The sequence below is a fragment of the Porphyromonas macacae DSM 20710 = JCM 13914 genome (assembly GCF_000379945.1).
Taxonomy (GTDB): Bacteria; Bacteroidota; Bacteroidia; order Bacteroidales; family Porphyromonadaceae; genus Porphyromonas; species Porphyromonas macacae.
On the sequence record NZ_KB904150.1, the window covers coordinates 47,648 to 62,508 of the forward strand.

Genomic DNA, 14,861 nt, shown 5'->3' on the forward strand with positions numbered 1-14,861 from the left:
CGATCTATAAACTTTTGTTATGATTTCAGCATGTCTACAGCTGTTTCATAAATGGTTTGATTATCCAAACCGCAGTCCTGATACTGTTCAGAAGGTGTTCCGTGAGGGATAAAACGGTCTGGAATACCTAATCTCTTAACTTTGTTTCCGTAACCGTTATCCATTAAGAACTCTATTACAGCGGTTCCCATACCTCCCGTTATGCAGCCGTCTTCAACTGTGATAATATGTTTGTATCGTTTGGCTACATGATGCAATAAGTCTTCATCCAATGGTTTTATGAAGACCATATCGTAATGTCCTGTGGAGTATCCTTTCGTTTTTAACTCTTTTACAATGGATGCAACTCTTGCTCCCACAGGTCCGATCGTAAGAAAAGCTAAATCTTCTCCTTCCTGGAGTGTCCTGCCTTTCCCTATTTCTACTAATTGAGGAGGAGTTTGCCAATCGACTACGGAACCGGTACCACGCGGATATCGGATCGCAATCGGTCCGTTTTGTCCTTTGTATGCAGTGTACATCAGATTCCTTAACTCGATTTCGTCGTAAGGCGAGCAGACGGTCATATTGGGTATAATGCGCAGGTATGCCAAATCAAATGCCCCTTGATGCGTAGCTCCGTCTTCACCAACCAATCCGGCTCTGTCCAGACAGAGAATAACATGCTCTTTCAGCAGTGCTACGTCATGAATGATTTGATCGTAAGCACGTTGCGTGAAAGAAGAATAAATATTGCAAAACGGTATCAACCCTTCTCTTGAGAGTCCGGCCGAGAATGTAACGGCATGCCCTTCTGCAATACCTACATCGAAAGTTCTTTTAGGGAAGGCTTTCATCATAAAAGTCATGGAACAGCCCGTTGGCATGGCCGGAGTTACTCCTACAATACGTTCATCTCTTTCTGCAAATTCAACCAATGTTTTACCGAATACATCCTGGAATTTGGGTGGTTGAGGTACGTCCGTCTTTTGATTTATTCTTTGTCCTGTATTTACATCAAAAACACCCGGGGCATGCCAAATGGTTGCCTGTTTTTCCGCCGGCAGATAACCTTTCCCTTTGATTGTTTTGATATGCAGGATACGAGGTCCTTTCATATCTTTAATATCCCCGAGAACGGTAACCAGACGGTTGATGTTATTCCCGTCAATGGGGCCGAAGTATCTTATGCTAAAGCCGTCAAAGAATAAGTTTTGTCTGGATACGAGCGCTTTAAGACTATTATTCAAACGTTGTACATTTTTTCTTTTAACGTCGTCAATCAGTTTGAGTTTCTTTAGTCCTCGATAGGCATCGTACCTTAATGTGTTATATGCTTTACTTGTCAATAAATCAACCATGTAATGGTTTAGCCCTCCCACATTGTTGTCTATGGACATGTTATTGTCATTTAGGACAATGAGCAGGTTATTCGGGAAAGATGAAGTGTTGTTTAAGCCTTCGAAAGCCAAACCGCCGGTCATCGAACCATCTCCAATAACGGCAATAACCAGCTTGTCTTCATTTTTCTGTGCTACGGCTACGGCCATTCCTAAGGCTGCGGATATGGAATTTGAAGCATGGCCTGCAGCAAATGTATCATATTCGCTTTCTTCCGGAGTCGGAAAACCGGCAATACCTCCCCATTGTCTTAATGTTTTGAATTCATCTCGTCTTCCGGTCAATATTTTGTGACTGTAAGCTTGATGTCCCACATCCCATACAATAAGGTCCTTAGGAGTGTTAAAAACATAATGTAGTGCAACGGTCAGTTCTACTGCACCCAAACTGGAACCAAGATGTCCCGGTCGTTGCGATACGACATCAAGAATATATTTTCTAAGTTCGGCACATAGCCTCGGTAAAGATTTAACCGGAAGCTTACGCATGTCTGCCGGACTGTTTATCTTAGTCAAAAGCTTGTATTCCTGAATATCTTTAACGTTTACCATGTCGATATCTTTTTCAAAAAGATCCTGAGTTATTAACTATATTCCGATTAATGTGATAACCTCCTCAACAGAGAGCAAGTTTTGCTCCCCGGTTTTCATGTTTTTTATGTTAATTTTTTTGTGCTCTAATTCCTGACTTCCCATTAAAGCCACAAATGGAATATTCAGACTGTCGGCATGAGCCATCTGCTTCTTCATTTTTGCAGGTTCCGGATACAATTCTGTTCTTATCCCGGCTTTTCTTATTTGTGCAATGACGGGTAGCAAAAACTTTGTTTCATCTTCACCGAAATTGACAAACATCAATTGGGTATTTTTAAGCTGTTCTTCAGGAAACAGATTCAATTCCTGCATCACGTCGTAGATACGATCCGCACCGAATGATATTCCCACACCGGAAAGACCCTGCATGCCGAAAATACCGGTAAGATTATCGTATCTTCCTCCGCCCGTAATGCTTCCCATGGCCACATCCTTCGCTTTTACTTCCAGAATAGCTCCCGTGTAGTATGATAGCCCTCTGGCCAAACTAAGATCCACCAGAATCTCGTTTTTTATATTTACAACATTCAAACGGTCTAATATATACCGTGTTTCTTCAATACCTTTCTGCCCGATTTCCGAGTTTTGCAGCAACGTGCCCAATCGGTCTAATTTTTCGTTGTTGTTACCGTCCAGTGTGATTAAAGGTTCCAATGTTTGTATCGTATTCTCGCTGAAGCCTTTTTCCCGGAGTTCTTTTTTGACATTCTCCAAACCGATTTTTTCCAATTTATCGATAGCAACAGTAATGTCCACGATCCGATCCTGTTCTCCCGCTACCTCTGCCATCCCGGCTAAGATTTTTCGATTGTTGAGGTGTATTTTCACGTTGATTCCCAATCTGCAAAACACATCATCGATAATCTGAATCAATTCTACTTCGTTAATGAGGGAATCTGAACCGATGATATCGGCATCGCACTGATAGAATTCTCTGTATCTTCCTTTTTGGGGTCTGTCGGCACGCCATACCGGTTGAATCTGATAGCGTCGAAAAGGCATACTGAGCTCGTTAAAGTGATTGACTACATATCTGGCGAAGGGGACGGTCAGATCATAACGCAATCCTTTTTCGCAGGCTTTATTTGAAAAAAGTACGGTGTTCCGTCCGATAAGTTCTTCATCGGAAACACCTTTGAAAAAATCTCCGGAATTCAAGACTCTAAAAAGAAGACGGTCGCCTTCTTCTCCGTATTTACCCATCAAAGTGTTCATGTTTTCCATCGTAGGCGTCTCTATCTGGCTAAATCCGTAGATGGCATAAACGTCTTTAATCGTATTGAATATATAGTTTCTTCGAGCCATTTCAATAGGCCCGAAGTCTCTCATTCCTTTAGGTATGGTCGGTTTTTGCATAGATGTCAGTTCTTATATCTTTTTACGTCTTAATTCATAAAACGTAGAGTCATATTCATTTTGTTCATTTGCCTGGCAATGTTTTATTTTTAACACATCCCAGTTTCTTGGGTCCCAGTCCGGGAAAAAAGTATCGGCATCCGGGAAAGAGTGGTGAACAACCGTAAGATAGAGTTTGTCTGCTTCATCTAAAGTTGAACCGTATAATTTCCCTCCGCCGATAATAAACAGTTCATCTTCCCCTTGAGCTTCAATGTAATGCGATGCTTTTTCAAAAGTATCGAAACAGATAATTCCTTCTTTTTCTTTTATGGTAGATGAAATTACAACATTTACTCTGTTGGGTAAGGGGCCGTTCGGTAAAGAATTGAAAGTATTCCTTCCCATCACTATGGTATGGCCTGTTGTCAATTCCTTAAATCTTTTCAGGTCATCCCGTAAATGCCACATAAGCGTATTATTACGTCCTATGGCTCCATGTTCATCTGTCGCTACGATGATCGATTTTAACATAATTGCAGTATTTATACTGAAACCACTCCCGGGATATGCGGGTGGGGGGTATAGTTTATCAATTCAAAATCTTTATATGTAAACTCAAAAATATTCTTAATATTTTCGTTTAGCTTCATTTGGGGTAACTTCCCGGGGCATCTGCTTAGCTGCAGTCGCACCTGTTCCATATGATTTTTGTAGATATGTGCATCTCCCAAAGTGTGAATGAAGTCTCCGGGTTGCAAATTACAAACCTGTGCCATCATCATTAGCAGCAAAGCGTAGGAGGCTATGTTAAAAGGTACCCCGAGAAATATATCGGCGCTCCGCTGATAAAGTTGCAGACTCAGTTTTCCGTTGGCAACATAAAACTGCATAAAACAATGGCATGGAGCCAGATGCATTTCCGGTAGTTGCGCAACGTTCCATGCACTGACAATTATACGTCTGCTGTCGGGGTTGTTTTTTATTTCTTCGACAGTTTCGCTGATCTGGTCTATATAGTTACCGTTATAATCCGGCCATGAACGCCATTGATAACCATAGATAGGCCCCAATTCTCCATTTTCGTCTGCCCACTCATTCCATATCCTTACACCGTTTTCTTTGAGATAAGCTATGTTGGTGTCTCCTTTTAGAAACCATAGCAATTCATGGATAACACTTTTTAGATGGATTTTTTTTGTAGTCATAAGGGGAAATCCATCCGATAAATCAAATCGCATTTGGTAACCAAAAATACTTTTTGTGCCTGTTCCGGTACGGTCTTCTTTTTCCTGGCCATTCACAAGCACATGTTGTATAAGGTCTAAGTACTGCTTCATTTTTGTGAAAATAATATAATTATGAAGGTACTAATTAATGTTGATATTAGTGTAAAAGAAAAACGGCTATACTGTCATTGATACAGAATAGCCGTATGCTAAAATGTTGCGCTTTATTGTAAGGTCTGGTTCTTTTCTAAGAAAAAATTAGTGACCGCCCTCAATTGCGCTCGAAGGACAAGCTGCTGCACAAGCGCCGCAATCGATGCAGGTGTCCGGGTCAATTTTATAGATATCGCCCTCAGAGATAGCTCCAACAGGACATTCGTCAATGCAAGAACCACATGCTACGCAATTGTCTGTAATTAAATGTGCCATTATTTTAATTGTTTAAGTGAAATATTGAATTTCTTTTCCGATGCAAAGATAACATACTTTTTTAATATACCAATAAATAGGTATGAAATTGTGTTTGTCTAATTAACCTTAATGACTTTCTCTAAACAGAAAAGACGAGGAAAATTTCCTCGTCTTTTCTGTTTAATAATGACTTGTAATATAAAATACCGGAGGGTTATTCGGCATTTAATGTTACGCGTTTGAATGCACTTACAGACAGAGATTTGCTGTTTTCTTTCAAGTAGTCGGCAACAGACTGTTTGTTGTTTTTGATATTTTCCTGTTGCAACAATGTATTCTCTTTATAGAATTTTTGCAGACCGCCTTCGGCTATACGTTCGATTAAATTTTCCGGTTTGCCTGATTCGCGAGCTTTTTCGCGAGCCAGTTCCAGTTCTCTTTCTTTAATCTCCTGAGGTACATCTTCTTCGCTGATCGCAATAGGATTCATTGCGGCTACTTGCATGGCAATGTTGTGTGCGACTTCATAATCTGCTTTTTCATTAAATGCTACGATTGTAGCCAACTTGTTCCCCGGGTGGATATATGCTGTGGTTGTGGGGCCATTTACAAACTCGTAGTATCCCAACTCCATCTTTTCACCGGTAATACCCACCTGATCTGTAATATGATCTTGTACCGTACGGTTTTCTGCCAGAATCATATTTTTCAAATCCTCTTTATTTTGCGGCTTGTTAGTCAAAGCCAAATTCAAAATATTTCTGGTCAGGTCGATGAATCCTTGGTTTTTGGCAACGAAATCGGTTTCGCATTGCAGAGCGACTGCAGCAGCAAAATCATCTTTTGCAGCGGCCAGCACACAGCCTTCCGTAGCTTCTCGGTCTGAACGCTTCGCTGCAACAGCCTGTCCTTTTTTTCTGATGATTTCCATTGCTTTTTCAAAGTCGTTGTTGGCTTCCTCTAAAGCTTGTTTGCAGTCCATCATACCTGCACCACTCATTTTACGCAATTTTGCGATGTCTTGAATTGTAACAGCCATAAGATTATGTCTATGTTAAGAATTTTAATTTGAAAAGCTCCCGGAGATAATATTGCCTTGTCTGCCGGGAGCTTGATTGTTATGATTTGAAAATAATGTTTGAAAGGTAAGTGAAGCGATGATTTACTCTTCTACCGCTTCTTCAGTTCCTTCTTCTTCAGCATTTTCTTCATTTACCTCCTCAGCGTTGTTTTTGTTTATACGCTGACGGCGAGCACCGCTTTTACGGGCACCGCCAATCTTTTGCGGCTCTTCTTCGTCTCCACTGGGATGATCGCTTTTTGCTTCGGCTTTGCGTTCGTTGAGTCCTTCTGCAATAGCTTGACAAATAGCACTTAATATCAGTTCCACCGCTTCCGTAGAGTCGTCATTGCAAGGAATAACGTAATCCAGGTTTTTAGGGTCGCTGTTTGTGTCGATGATGCCAAACACAGGTATTCCCAAACGATTGGCTTCACGAATGGCAATGTGCTCTTTCATTACATCCACTACAAACAAAGCGGAGGGGAGGCGTTTCATTTCTGCGATAGAACCCAGGTTCTTTTGCAATTTCTCGCTTTGACGGGTAATTTGCAGTTTTTCGCGTTTTGAAAGGTTATCAAATGTACCGTCGGACTTCATTTTTTCGATAGAGTCCATCTTCTTCACAGCCTTACGGATTGTGGGGAAGTTTGTAAGCATACCACCCGGCCAACGCTCGGTGACGAATGGCATATTTACAGATGCAGCCATCTCAGCTACGGGAGCTTTGATTTGTTTTTTCGTACCAACGAACAGGATTTTTTTGCCGTTACGAGCCATGTTCTTTGCTACTTCTGCTGCTTCGTCTACTTTAGCAACTGTTTTGTGCAGGTCGATAATATGTATATCGTTGCGCTCCATGAAAATATAAGGAGCCATAGCCGGGTTCCATTTTTTTGTTAAGTGCCCGAAGTGTGCGCCGGCTTCTAATAATTGGTCAAAAGTTAGTCTTGACATAATAATTTCGTTTACGTTCTATAATGTAAAACATTTGTTACTTGCAATCTGTGTGGTAGATCAAGCGCTTAACCGAAATCCAACAGATTTAGATACTAAACGCGAATAATTCAGAGAGACTCTCAATAAATTAACGCTTGCTGAACTGGAATCTTTTACGTGCTTTGGGACGCCCCGGTTTCTTACGCTCAACACTGCGAGAGTCGCGTGTGATAAAGCCTTCTGCACGCAGAGCGGCCTTGTCTTCCGGATTGATTTTTACAAGAGCACGGGCAATGGCAAGACGAGCAGCTTCGCTTTGTCCTTTGAAACCACCACCGTAAAGATTGATTTTGATGTCATACTTTTCTTCAATATCGAGTTTTGCCAAAGGCTGGCGAACGATGTATTGAAGAATAGAAGATGGGAAATATTGTTTCAGATCACGCTTGTTGATCATGATCTTCCCGGTGCCTTCTGATACATACACACGGGCAACAGCTGCCTTACGACGACCGATAGCGTTTACTACTTCCATGAGTGTACTTTATTTTAGTGTGTTAATATCAATAAGCTTGGGCTGCTGAGCTTCATGCTTGTGCTCGGCACCGCCGTAAATATAAAGGTTGTTGATGATGCTGTCTCCTAATTTGTTTTTAGGAAGCATACCGCGTACCACCTTGCGCACCAAACGGTCTGAACCTTTTGCGTAAAGCTCACGAGGGCTGATGATACGTTGACCACCGGGATAGCCGGTATAACGTTTGTATTCTCTGTCGTCCCATTTCTTACCCGTTAGAACGACTTTATCTGCGTTAATAACAATAACATTGTCGCCACAGTCTACGTGTGGTGTAAAGTTGGGTTTGTATTTCCCACGCAGCAGCTTTGCCACTTTGGATCCCAGACGGCCGAGGCTCAACCCCGTAGCATCTACTACAACCCATTCTTTATTAACAGTTGCTTTGTTTGCAGAAACGGTCTTAAAACTTAAAGTATCCACTTCTTTAATTGTTAATTGGTTAATTGATAGACGAATTAATTGAGCAATCTATCCTCGCGGACGTGCTGTTCCCTTGCAAATTCATAAATATTTATCTCGGGCTTGTTGTAAATTATTTATGCTTTTGTTTCGGCAAAATTGCATGGAAACATGCTGATTCCCAATCCTTTCGGTACTATTTGATAAAATTAGCGCTGCAAAGATACGAAAAGAACCATAGAAAAACAATACATCCCGATTGGTCTTGTATCGTGCAGGCGAGGCGGAATGTGAATTTATTAAGAGAAAAGAAATACGGTCTGCCGACGTTAATTCTGACGGTAAAGATACTAAAAAGGTTAAATTTGTATAACTGAGTGTTATTTATGAATGGACGCTGTGTCATATAATTTTGATGCCCCTTTTGAATATTTTATGATCAAAAAGAAAAGAGAAACCTCTAAGGTTGGCTGTTGCAGTCCTCGATTGAGCTATGAGATTCATTTTCGCCTGAATAAATCCGAGTACAAAGCTCTGGAGCAATATTGCAAAAAGTTTCGTATTCGCAATCGTTCCAAATGGATTCGTGAAACGTTGATGACGCATATATTCGAAGAGTATTACTCGCAAATGCCCTGTCTTTTTGACATTAAAGAGATGCAGAACCATGAATGATGATTGTAGGGATTGCCGGGAGCAGGTTTCGGCAGAACACGCCAAATGGATGTCTGTGGCCTTTGAGGAAGCAGTGCAGGCTTATGAGGAGGGCGAGATACCCATCGGAGCAGCCATTGTTTACCGGCCGGAGGGAGAAGCCGCGGGCAGATTGATAGCCAGAGCGCACAATCGTGTCGAGGCTTTGTCTGATCCGACGGCTCACGCGGAAATGTTGGCTATTACGATGGCAACGGATACATTAGGCGGTAAATATCTCTCCGATTGTATATTATATGTGACCATAGAACCGTGCACCATGTGTGCCGGGGCAATGAGATGGGCGCAAGTGAAAACGGTTGTTTTTGGAGCCGGAGAGCCAAAGGTCGGATACCGTGTTTTGTGCTCGAATGCGCTACATCCCCGCTGTATCGTTATTGGCGGAGTAATGGAGGACGAATGCAAACAATTGATGCAGAATTTCTTTAAGAGTAAACGGTTGGCAAAATGAATCTGTTTCGATTCCGGTTTTACTTTTCTCTGACTTTTTGACAATAAATGATCGAATGGTCTTACTTTTGTTATTAAGCAACTAAATAAATGAATATCTCTGACAGATGAAAAAGAAACTGAATGATATATATTCCCTCATAAAATCCCGTCGTCTCTCCGAAGCTTTCGGTAAAACCAGAGCTTTGATCAACTCCGATCAGGTGATGAAGTATACGGCAAAAATCGATGAACTGGAGTCTGTTTATCATGATTTATTAAGTTATTACATCAGAGGCATAGAAGATGTCAAGCGGGAAGACATTTTATTATATGTGGGGCACAATCTGGCGGAAGTTGCCGATTTGATCGTATATAAAACGGAGAAGAGAAACAGCTCCGCTGAATTTTACAATCGTCTGCGGTTTTGCAGTGGCATTGATGAATTGGGTATTATAAAATTGATAGAAGAGGCTTTGGTCGTTTCCGATAGACGCGCTTATGATCGTTATGTGCAGGATTTATTTTATGCTATATGGGTCACCAGATCATTGAGTGAGGAACAGGTTCAGGCAATTTTCGATACACGTTTGGATGATTACCTTTTATGCGTAGTCGCATCGGCCCTCATGATGAGCCTGGAAGAGTGGTGGGATCTGAAAAAAATAGAACTTATTCTTGGTTTGCTTACCCGCCGGGGGATTTCTCCACATTTGCGGGCACGTTTATGGACGGCGGTTGCTTTTACCGTTCGACGTTATCCCTTGCAAATAGAACTGCATGGCAAAACACTTAGCCCTATACTGCAAACCGTAATCGATGAACATCCGCATGCTGCTTTTGAACTGCGTTTTGTTATAAAACGACTGTATGCAGCATTAGAGACGGAGGACGTAAACCGTAAGGTTCAAAAGGAAGTTATCGATGGTCTGAGGCATATCTCGCCGGATGTGTCTCATAAATTGGATCTCTTTGGAGATCAGTCTGCCGAAAACGGAGCTAACCCCGACTGGTTCAAAGCCATTGAAGGTACCGGGTTGGATGATACTCTGCGCGAGCTCTCCGAGATGCAAGATCGCGGTGCCGATGTGATGTACAGCAGTTTTAAGGGAATGAAAAGAAACTTGTTCTTTTCCGAAATGCCTAATTGGTTTATTCCTTTCGATATGCACCACAGTCATATTGCTCACGTGGTTTCTGACGACGGATTCCGCGATGTGGCACGTATGATGAGTACCCAGCTTTGTGATACGGATATGTATGGACTTTTGGCTACATTAGCCCTTATGCCGGAACATCTGCGCATGCAGACGCTCACCCAGATGAGCGGTGCAAATATCAGTGAAATGAAAGAGCAGTTGGAATTGCGTGAGATTTCCGATGATACCGATTTATATAAAAGGGAAGTGAAACGTTATCTGGAAGACCTTTATCGTTTTTACAAAGATTTTAAGATACATAGAGAGTTTGATGACAGGTTCGACGAACCTTACCCATTGGATGTGGCATTTTTACATGATCTTTTGAATGATATTTCTTTTGAACGGGAGATTGTCGATATTCTTTTAGGACAGAAGCGATATCGGGAAGCGGCCGGGATGTTGACCGTTTTGTGTGAAAAAGCACCCGACGATGCATTGCTGAATGAGAAAAGAGGGTGGGCTCTTCAACTGGCCGGTGACTACGCAAAAGCACTGGAAGCTTATGCACATGCCGATTTGATTGGAGGTGAGACTTATTGGGTAACCCGTCAACGGGCTGAGTGCAATCACCGGTTAGGGAACTATGAAGTTGCATTGGCCGATTACGAACGTTGTTTTTCATTAAAGCCTGAGAATAAATCTTTGCTGTTAAGGGCTGCTTCCTGTTTGATGGCTTTGAAGAAGTGGGAAGAGGCTCTTTCCTTTTATTACAAATATGAGTTTACGGCGAGTGAAAGTTTGCAGACAAAAAGACCGATTGCCTGGTGTCTGTTAATGTCCGGAGCCTATGAGCGTGCTTTCGAAGTGTATAAGAATATTATAGAAACTTTCGTTAACGATTTGCGCGCCCCTGATTTTTTGAATGCCGGTCACGCAGCTTTAATGGTGGGTAAACGTGAGGAGTCGGTCGATTTTTATTTGAAATCCAAAAACCGGTACATGGAAGCCGACAGCGAACACGGCGAACGTGAATTCTATCGGAGTATAGCCGAAGATTTTCATACGTTGCTGCTTTTAGGTGCTTCTTACGAGCAGTTAAGACTGCTTACCGAGTGGATTCGTTTTTCATCCAGATAAAAAACTTTTTCTTGTCGGAGCGATAAAAATTCTCTGCCTGATGGATTTTTATCGAAGTTAACTTGGATTTTTTTTCTTTGCCTGATGGTTGAAAATTCTTCAGGCAAAGAATTTTTGAGCGTCACAGTCTAATGACCGGGCACTGTTATTCGCACTCCAGGAAAGTTACGAACTCATGAGGCAGACAGATATTTTCTACTTCCTGTGCAGCTTTGAAAAGCGGGGCTATTTCTTCTATACTGAAGCCTGCAATGCCACAACCTATTTTGGTGACATAGAAAAAGAGTTCGGGATGTTCCTGCGCAAAAGCAATGAATTCATCGACATAAGGTCGAATGGTTTCTACTCCTCCCTGCATGGTGGGGATGGCAAAGCTTTGTCCCTGTAAGCCTGTGCCTTGTCCCCATACAGCTCCAAAACGCTCTGCAGCCACACGTGCCGCTCCTCCTGCATGATGACCGGATAAATTGCTCCCGAAAACAAATACTTCGTTCTGTTCCAGATGTTCGATCTTTTCAGGTGTATACAACACCTTGCCACTTCGTAGCCTGTAATTTCCCATAAGATTCTTTTGATGAGGTGAGTGCTTAAAAATACAAAAGAACGGGAGATATATACCAATTTCCCTTCTGCTTCTTTTGCCTTAAAGAGACAGTTTGACGATACTGCCGTAGGGGAAGGTGTGTTCAAAACATTCTTTCAGAGGGTATAAACCTGCATATACGCCCGCTAAAGTTTGAATACCTCCATGAGTGAAAATCAAAACGGGAGAGGAAGAGATGGGGTAGAGTTGTTTCAAATCATCGAAAAACTCTTTCATGCGTTCGTATTGCTGTATCAGACTCTCACCTTTTGGTGGAGCCTGTTCTACCCAATTGGCATACCACATTTCAGCCTCACGGCCTTTGATGTCGTCCCACGCTGTCATTTCCCAATCTCCGAAGTTTTTTTCCATTAGTCGCCTGTCTAATTTAGGGTTGACATAACCGCAATAACCGGCGAGTTTGACGCATCTTTTAAGCGGACTGCTATAGACCTCGGAGAATGTAAAACCTCTTAGCTGTTCTTTTACGATCCATGCTTCGGTTTCAAATGTATCGGTAACGTCCAGATCGGTTTGTCCGTAGCAAATACCTTGGGGAACAAGCGGGGTCGTATGCCTGACCAGAAATACTTCCATTATAGAACAGGATAGATTAACAATATCCCCCAATAGAGAGACAGCTCGCACATTAAAAAAGAAGCTCCGCAGCAATCGCCCGTGTATCCGTTGATTTTCTTTTTCATTAAGATAATCAGGCCGATCATCAATAGCAACGGGAGAATCAGTGCCAATAAAATTTTTGCTCCCGCAAAGTTTACGAGAACTCCGCATGAGAGTAATGCAGGGATAAGAGCTATAAAAAATCTGAATCCGGACGGAGGTGTATAAACGGCTTTTAATTTAGCATTTTCGACATTACGTGCATAGGGGAGCAGTTTGATCTGACTGAGTGCAAATGTTTTGGATAATGGGTCCAATGACCAGATCACGACCGGAGATATTCCGGCAAGGGAACCGAGAGACAGATAAAAAGAGAGGAAGTAAATAATCAGGGCAATAACGCCGTAGGTGCCTGTATGGGAGTCTTTCATTATTTCCAGAATACGCTCCCTGTTGTAACCGCCGCCCATGCCGTCGAAGAAATCCGCAAGCCCGTCTTCGTGGAATGCGCCTGTAACCAAAAGACGAACAATAATGGCGAAGAGAGCAGCAAACGAAAAACTGCCGGATAATTTATATCCGCACCAATATCCGGAAGCGAGGAAAGCACCTGTTAATATGCCTGTCCAACTCCAATAGTCCGTCGCCCTGCTGAAACTTTCCATGGGAAGTTTTTTTATTCTTCCGAATGGGAGCCGGGTGTATAATATCAATGCTGCTAATAAGTCATTCATCTGCCTCAAATTATTCGAAGTATTTAGTCATATCCGCACCATGGAAAGTTTTCATTTCGCAAAACATTCGTGCTGCACTGTCTATAATTGGAAAAGCACATACAGCACCGCTGCCTTCCCCGAGATGCATACCAAGCTGCAATACCGGTTTGGCATCCAGATAGGCCAGCATTTGCCTGTGTCCTGTTTCTTCGCCCGAATGTCCGAATATAGCATAGTGCAGGATGTCAGGATATATTTTCGATGCCGCCAGCATGCAGGCAGTCATGATGAATCCATCCACGAGAACCACCATTTTCAGTTCTGCGGCCTGCATCATACCCCCCACGGCAGCCACCATTTCAAATCCGCCAAAATATCGAATGATATCCCATGCACTGCAGTCGCCCGGATAAGATTCCATGGCTCTTTTCAGAACTTGATATTTGTGTCTGATTCCTTTTTCGTCCAGACCGCTGCCGGCTCCCACACATTCTTTGAGGTCTATACCGGTGAAAAAACTCATCCAGATGGCCGATGCCGAAGTGTTGGTAATGCCCATTTCCCCGAAGCTGACAATATTACAGCCTTTCTTAAAAGCCGTTTTCACTCTTTCGGCACCGATTTCGAGAGCTTTCTCCAATTCGTTTTCCGACATCGCTGCTTCCCGGCAATAGTTTTTCGTACCGTATGCAATTTTTCTGTGTATGATAGGCATCTTGGCTTCGAAATCGTGATCGACCCCGACGTCCACTATATCCAGAACGAAGCCGTGCTGTCTGCAAAGGAAATTAATACCTTGCCCCCCCTCAATAAAGTTGTAAAGAACTTGCCATGTAATTTCTTTGGGGCTTTTGCTGATATTTTCTTCGGCTGCACCATGATCTCCGGCAAATAAAATATTATGAGGATTTTTCAGTCGGGGAGTGAGGGTTTGCTGTATCATTCCCAATTGTATGGCAATATCTTCAAGTCTGCCTAATGCTCCTTTGGGTTTGGTCAGATCATTGTTTTTGAATTCCAACCGTTGCCGTATGGCTTCGTCGGGGTGGACGATATTAAATGTTTTCATTTTTTCCAGATTGTTTGATTGTCACAGGAATACCGGAAACCATGAATATGACATCGTCGGCTTTCGATGCGATATACTGGTTGAGCCAGCCTAAGAGGTCGGTGTATTTTCGTTGAATATCATTTTCGGAAACGCCTCCCAACCCGATTTCATTGGTTACGAAGATATAGTTTGCCGGTGTAGCCGTAAAGGTGTCGAACTCTTTTTTTAGAGCTTTCAGAGAGAGCTCTATATTGCTTTCGTTATCGAAAAAGAAATTCGTGCTCCACAGCGTTACGCAATCGATAAGCATAGTCCTATCCGGATAGATATGCCTGCTTAAGAATTTTTCTTCTTCTATGTTTGTCCATTCGAGACCGCGTCTTTCCTGATGTTTCTTTACCCGTAGGGCAAACTCATCATCCCATATTCTGGCTGTAGCTATATAAATGGGATTTTCAGACAGACTCAAAGCCAGTTGTTCTGCATACGAGCTTTTACCAGATCTCTGTCCGCCTGTTATAAGAATTATCCTGCTCATTGGT

General features: G+C 42.4%; 17 protein-coding genes. 3 read left to right on the forward strand and 14 right to left on the reverse strand.

What is annotated here, in order from left to right; genetic code table 11:
- Nucleotides 1–17: 17 nt before the first annotated feature.
- The 9 genes from dxs to rplM all read right to left on the reverse strand — a co-directional run bounded on the left by dxs (nt 18) and on the right by rplM (nt 7,947).
- Nucleotides 18–1,931, reverse strand: coding sequence for a 1-deoxy-D-xylulose-5-phosphate synthase (gene dxs / locus A3GI_RS0108130; RefSeq protein WP_018360960.1), 1,914 nt, complete (start codon nt 1,929–1,931; stop codon nt 18–20).
- A gap of 36 nt (nt 1,932–1,967) precedes the next feature.
- Nucleotides 1,968–3,329: a histidine--tRNA ligase gene (gene hisS / locus A3GI_RS0108135; protein WP_018360961.1), complete on the reverse strand. Its 1,362-nt coding sequence runs from the start codon at nt 3,327–3,329 to the stop codon at nt 1,968–1,970.
- Nucleotides 3,330–3,341: 12 nt separating this feature from the next.
- On the reverse strand, nt 3,342–3,842 hold the full coding sequence (locus A3GI_RS0108140; protein WP_018360962.1) for a dihydrofolate reductase: 501 nt from the start codon (nt 3,840–3,842) through the stop codon (nt 3,342–3,344).
- 11 nt (nt 3,843–3,853) lie between these two features.
- Nucleotides 3,854–4,648, reverse strand: coding sequence for a thymidylate synthase (locus A3GI_RS0108145; RefSeq protein ID WP_018360963.1), 795 nt, complete (start codon nt 4,646–4,648; stop codon nt 3,854–3,856).
- Between the two features lie 147 nt (nt 4,649–4,795).
- Nucleotides 4,796–4,966 (reverse strand): DUF362 domain-containing protein, encoded by a 171-nt coding sequence (locus A3GI_RS11520; protein WP_081612817.1) that lies wholly within the window; start codon nt 4,964–4,966, stop codon nt 4,796–4,798.
- 196 nt (nt 4,967–5,162) lie between these two features.
- The gene (gene tsf, locus A3GI_RS0108150) at nt 5,163–5,987 is read right to left on the reverse strand and encodes a translation elongation factor Ts (RefSeq protein ID WP_018360964.1); all 825 of its coding nucleotides are present in this window, start codon (nt 5,985–5,987) and stop codon (nt 5,163–5,165) included.
- Between the two features lie 123 nt (nt 5,988–6,110).
- On the reverse strand, nt 6,111–6,965 hold the full coding sequence (gene rpsB / locus A3GI_RS0108155) for a 30S ribosomal protein S2 (protein ID WP_026216017.1): 855 nt from the start codon (nt 6,963–6,965) through the stop codon (nt 6,111–6,113).
- A 130-nt stretch (nt 6,966–7,095) separates the two neighbouring features.
- Nucleotides 7,096–7,482 carry a 30S ribosomal protein S9 gene (gene rpsI / locus A3GI_RS0108160; RefSeq protein WP_018360966.1) on the reverse strand — a complete coding sequence of 129 codons (387 nt, stop codon included), beginning with the start codon at nt 7,480–7,482 and terminating at the stop codon, nt 7,096–7,098.
- A 9-nt stretch (nt 7,483–7,491) separates the two neighbouring features.
- Nucleotides 7,492–7,947, reverse strand: a complete 456-nt coding sequence (gene rplM / locus A3GI_RS0108165; RefSeq protein ID WP_018360967.1) for a 50S ribosomal protein L13 — start codon at nt 7,945–7,947, stop codon at nt 7,492–7,494.
- A 414-nt stretch (nt 7,948–8,361) separates the two neighbouring features.
- Here rplM and A3GI_RS0108175 point away from each other — a divergent pair, with 414 nt between their 5' ends.
- The 3 genes from A3GI_RS0108175 to A3GI_RS0108185 all read left to right on the forward strand — a co-directional run bounded on the left by A3GI_RS0108175 (nt 8,362) and on the right by A3GI_RS0108185 (nt 11,348).
- Nucleotides 8,362–8,601: a hypothetical protein gene (locus A3GI_RS0108175; protein ID WP_147277718.1), complete on the forward strand. Its 240-nt coding sequence runs from the start codon at nt 8,362–8,364 to the stop codon at nt 8,599–8,601.
- Complete coding sequence (locus tag A3GI_RS0108180) at nt 8,594–9,091, forward strand: nucleoside deaminase (protein ID WP_018360969.1); 498 nt, start codon at nt 8,594–8,596, stop codon at nt 9,089–9,091. The genes A3GI_RS0108175 and A3GI_RS0108180 overlap by 8 nt, the downstream gene beginning before the upstream one ends.
- A gap of 106 nt (nt 9,092–9,197) precedes the next feature.
- Nucleotides 9,198–11,348, forward strand: a complete 2,151-nt coding sequence (locus tag A3GI_RS0108185; RefSeq protein ID WP_018360970.1) for a tetratricopeptide repeat protein — start codon at nt 9,198–9,200, stop codon at nt 11,346–11,348.
- 145 nt (nt 11,349–11,493) lie between these two features.
- Here the strand turns inward: A3GI_RS0108185 and A3GI_RS0108190 are convergent, their stop codons facing one another.
- From A3GI_RS0108190 to cobU, 5 genes are all read right to left on the reverse strand, one after another.
- Nucleotides 11,494–11,910, reverse strand: a complete 417-nt coding sequence (locus A3GI_RS0108190) for an A1S_2505 family phage non-structural protein (protein ID WP_018360971.1) — start codon at nt 11,908–11,910, stop codon at nt 11,494–11,496.
- An 81-nt stretch (nt 11,911–11,991) separates the two neighbouring features.
- Nucleotides 11,992–12,528, reverse strand: coding sequence for an alpha-ribazole phosphatase family protein (gene cobC, locus A3GI_RS0108195; RefSeq protein WP_018360972.1), 537 nt, complete (start codon nt 12,526–12,528; stop codon nt 11,992–11,994).
- Complete coding sequence (locus A3GI_RS0108200; protein WP_025079467.1) at nt 12,528–13,286, reverse strand: adenosylcobinamide-GDP ribazoletransferase; 759 nt, start codon at nt 13,284–13,286, stop codon at nt 12,528–12,530. Before A3GI_RS0108200 ends, cobC begins: the two co-directional genes overlap by 1 nt.
- A 10-nt stretch (nt 13,287–13,296) precedes the next feature.
- Complete coding sequence (gene cobT, locus A3GI_RS0108205; RefSeq protein WP_018360974.1) at nt 13,297–14,337, reverse strand: nicotinate-nucleotide--dimethylbenzimidazole phosphoribosyltransferase; 1,041 nt, start codon at nt 14,335–14,337, stop codon at nt 13,297–13,299.
- A complete protein-coding gene (gene cobU, locus A3GI_RS0108210) occupies nt 14,324–14,857 on the reverse strand; it encodes a bifunctional adenosylcobinamide kinase/adenosylcobinamide-phosphate guanylyltransferase (protein ID WP_018360975.1) in 534 nt (177 codons plus the stop codon). The genes cobT and cobU overlap by 14 nt, the downstream gene beginning before the upstream one ends.
- Nucleotides 14,858–14,861: the final 4 nt, after the last annotated feature.

Bases quoted from the DNA above. Each gene is read 5' to 3' on its own strand.
- A3GI_RS0108175 (WP_147277718.1), top strand. From the start codon at position 8,362: ATGATCAAAAAGAAAAGAGAAACCTCTAAGGTTGGCTGTTGCAGTCCT.
- A3GI_RS0108180 (WP_018360969.1), top strand. From the start codon at position 8,594: ATGAATGATGATTGTAGGGATTGCCGGGAGCAGGTTTCGGCAGAACAC.
- rpsI (WP_018360966.1), bottom strand. From the start codon at position 7,482: ATGGAAGTAGTAAACGCTATCGGTCGTCGTAAGGCAGCTGTTGCCCGT.
- A3GI_RS0108140 (WP_018360962.1), bottom strand. From the start codon at position 3,842: ATGTTAAAATCGATCATCGTAGCGACAGATGAACATGGAGCCATAGGA.
- A3GI_RS0108190 (WP_018360971.1), bottom strand. From the start codon at position 11,910: ATGGGAAATTACAGGCTACGAAGTGGCAAGGTGTTGTATACACCTGAA.
- tsf (WP_018360964.1), bottom strand. From the start codon at position 5,987: ATGGCTGTTACAATTCAAGACATCGCAAAATTGCGTAAAATGAGTGGT.
- A3GI_RS0108200 (WP_025079467.1), bottom strand. From the start codon at position 13,286: ATGAATGACTTATTAGCAGCATTGATATTATACACCCGGCTCCCATTC.
- cobT (WP_018360974.1), bottom strand. From the start codon at position 14,337: ATGAAAACATTTAATATCGTCCACCCCGACGAAGCCATACGGCAACGG.
- cobC (WP_018360972.1), bottom strand. From the start codon at position 12,528: ATGGAAGTATTTCTGGTCAGGCATACGACCCCGCTTGTTCCCCAAGGT.
- rpsB (WP_026216017.1), bottom strand. From the start codon at position 6,965: ATGTCAAGACTAACTTTTGACCAATTATTAGAAGCCGGCGCACACTTC.
- A3GI_RS0108145 (WP_018360963.1), bottom strand. From the start codon at position 4,648: ATGAAGCAGTACTTAGACCTTATACAACATGTGCTTGTGAATGGCCAG.
- dxs (WP_018360960.1), bottom strand. From the start codon at position 1,931: ATGGTAAACGTTAAAGATATTCAGGAATACAAGCTTTTGACTAAGATA.
- hisS (WP_018360961.1), bottom strand. From the start codon at position 3,329: ATGCAAAAACCGACCATACCTAAAGGAATGAGAGACTTCGGGCCTATT.
- A3GI_RS11520 (WP_081612817.1), bottom strand. From the start codon at position 4,966: ATGGCACATTTAATTACAGACAATTGCGTAGCATGTGGTTCTTGCATT.
- A3GI_RS0108185 (WP_018360970.1), top strand. From the start codon at position 9,198: ATGAAAAAGAAACTGAATGATATATATTCCCTCATAAAATCCCGTCGT.
- cobU (WP_018360975.1), bottom strand. From the start codon at position 14,857: ATGAGCAGGATAATTCTTATAACAGGCGGACAGAGATCTGGTAAAAGC.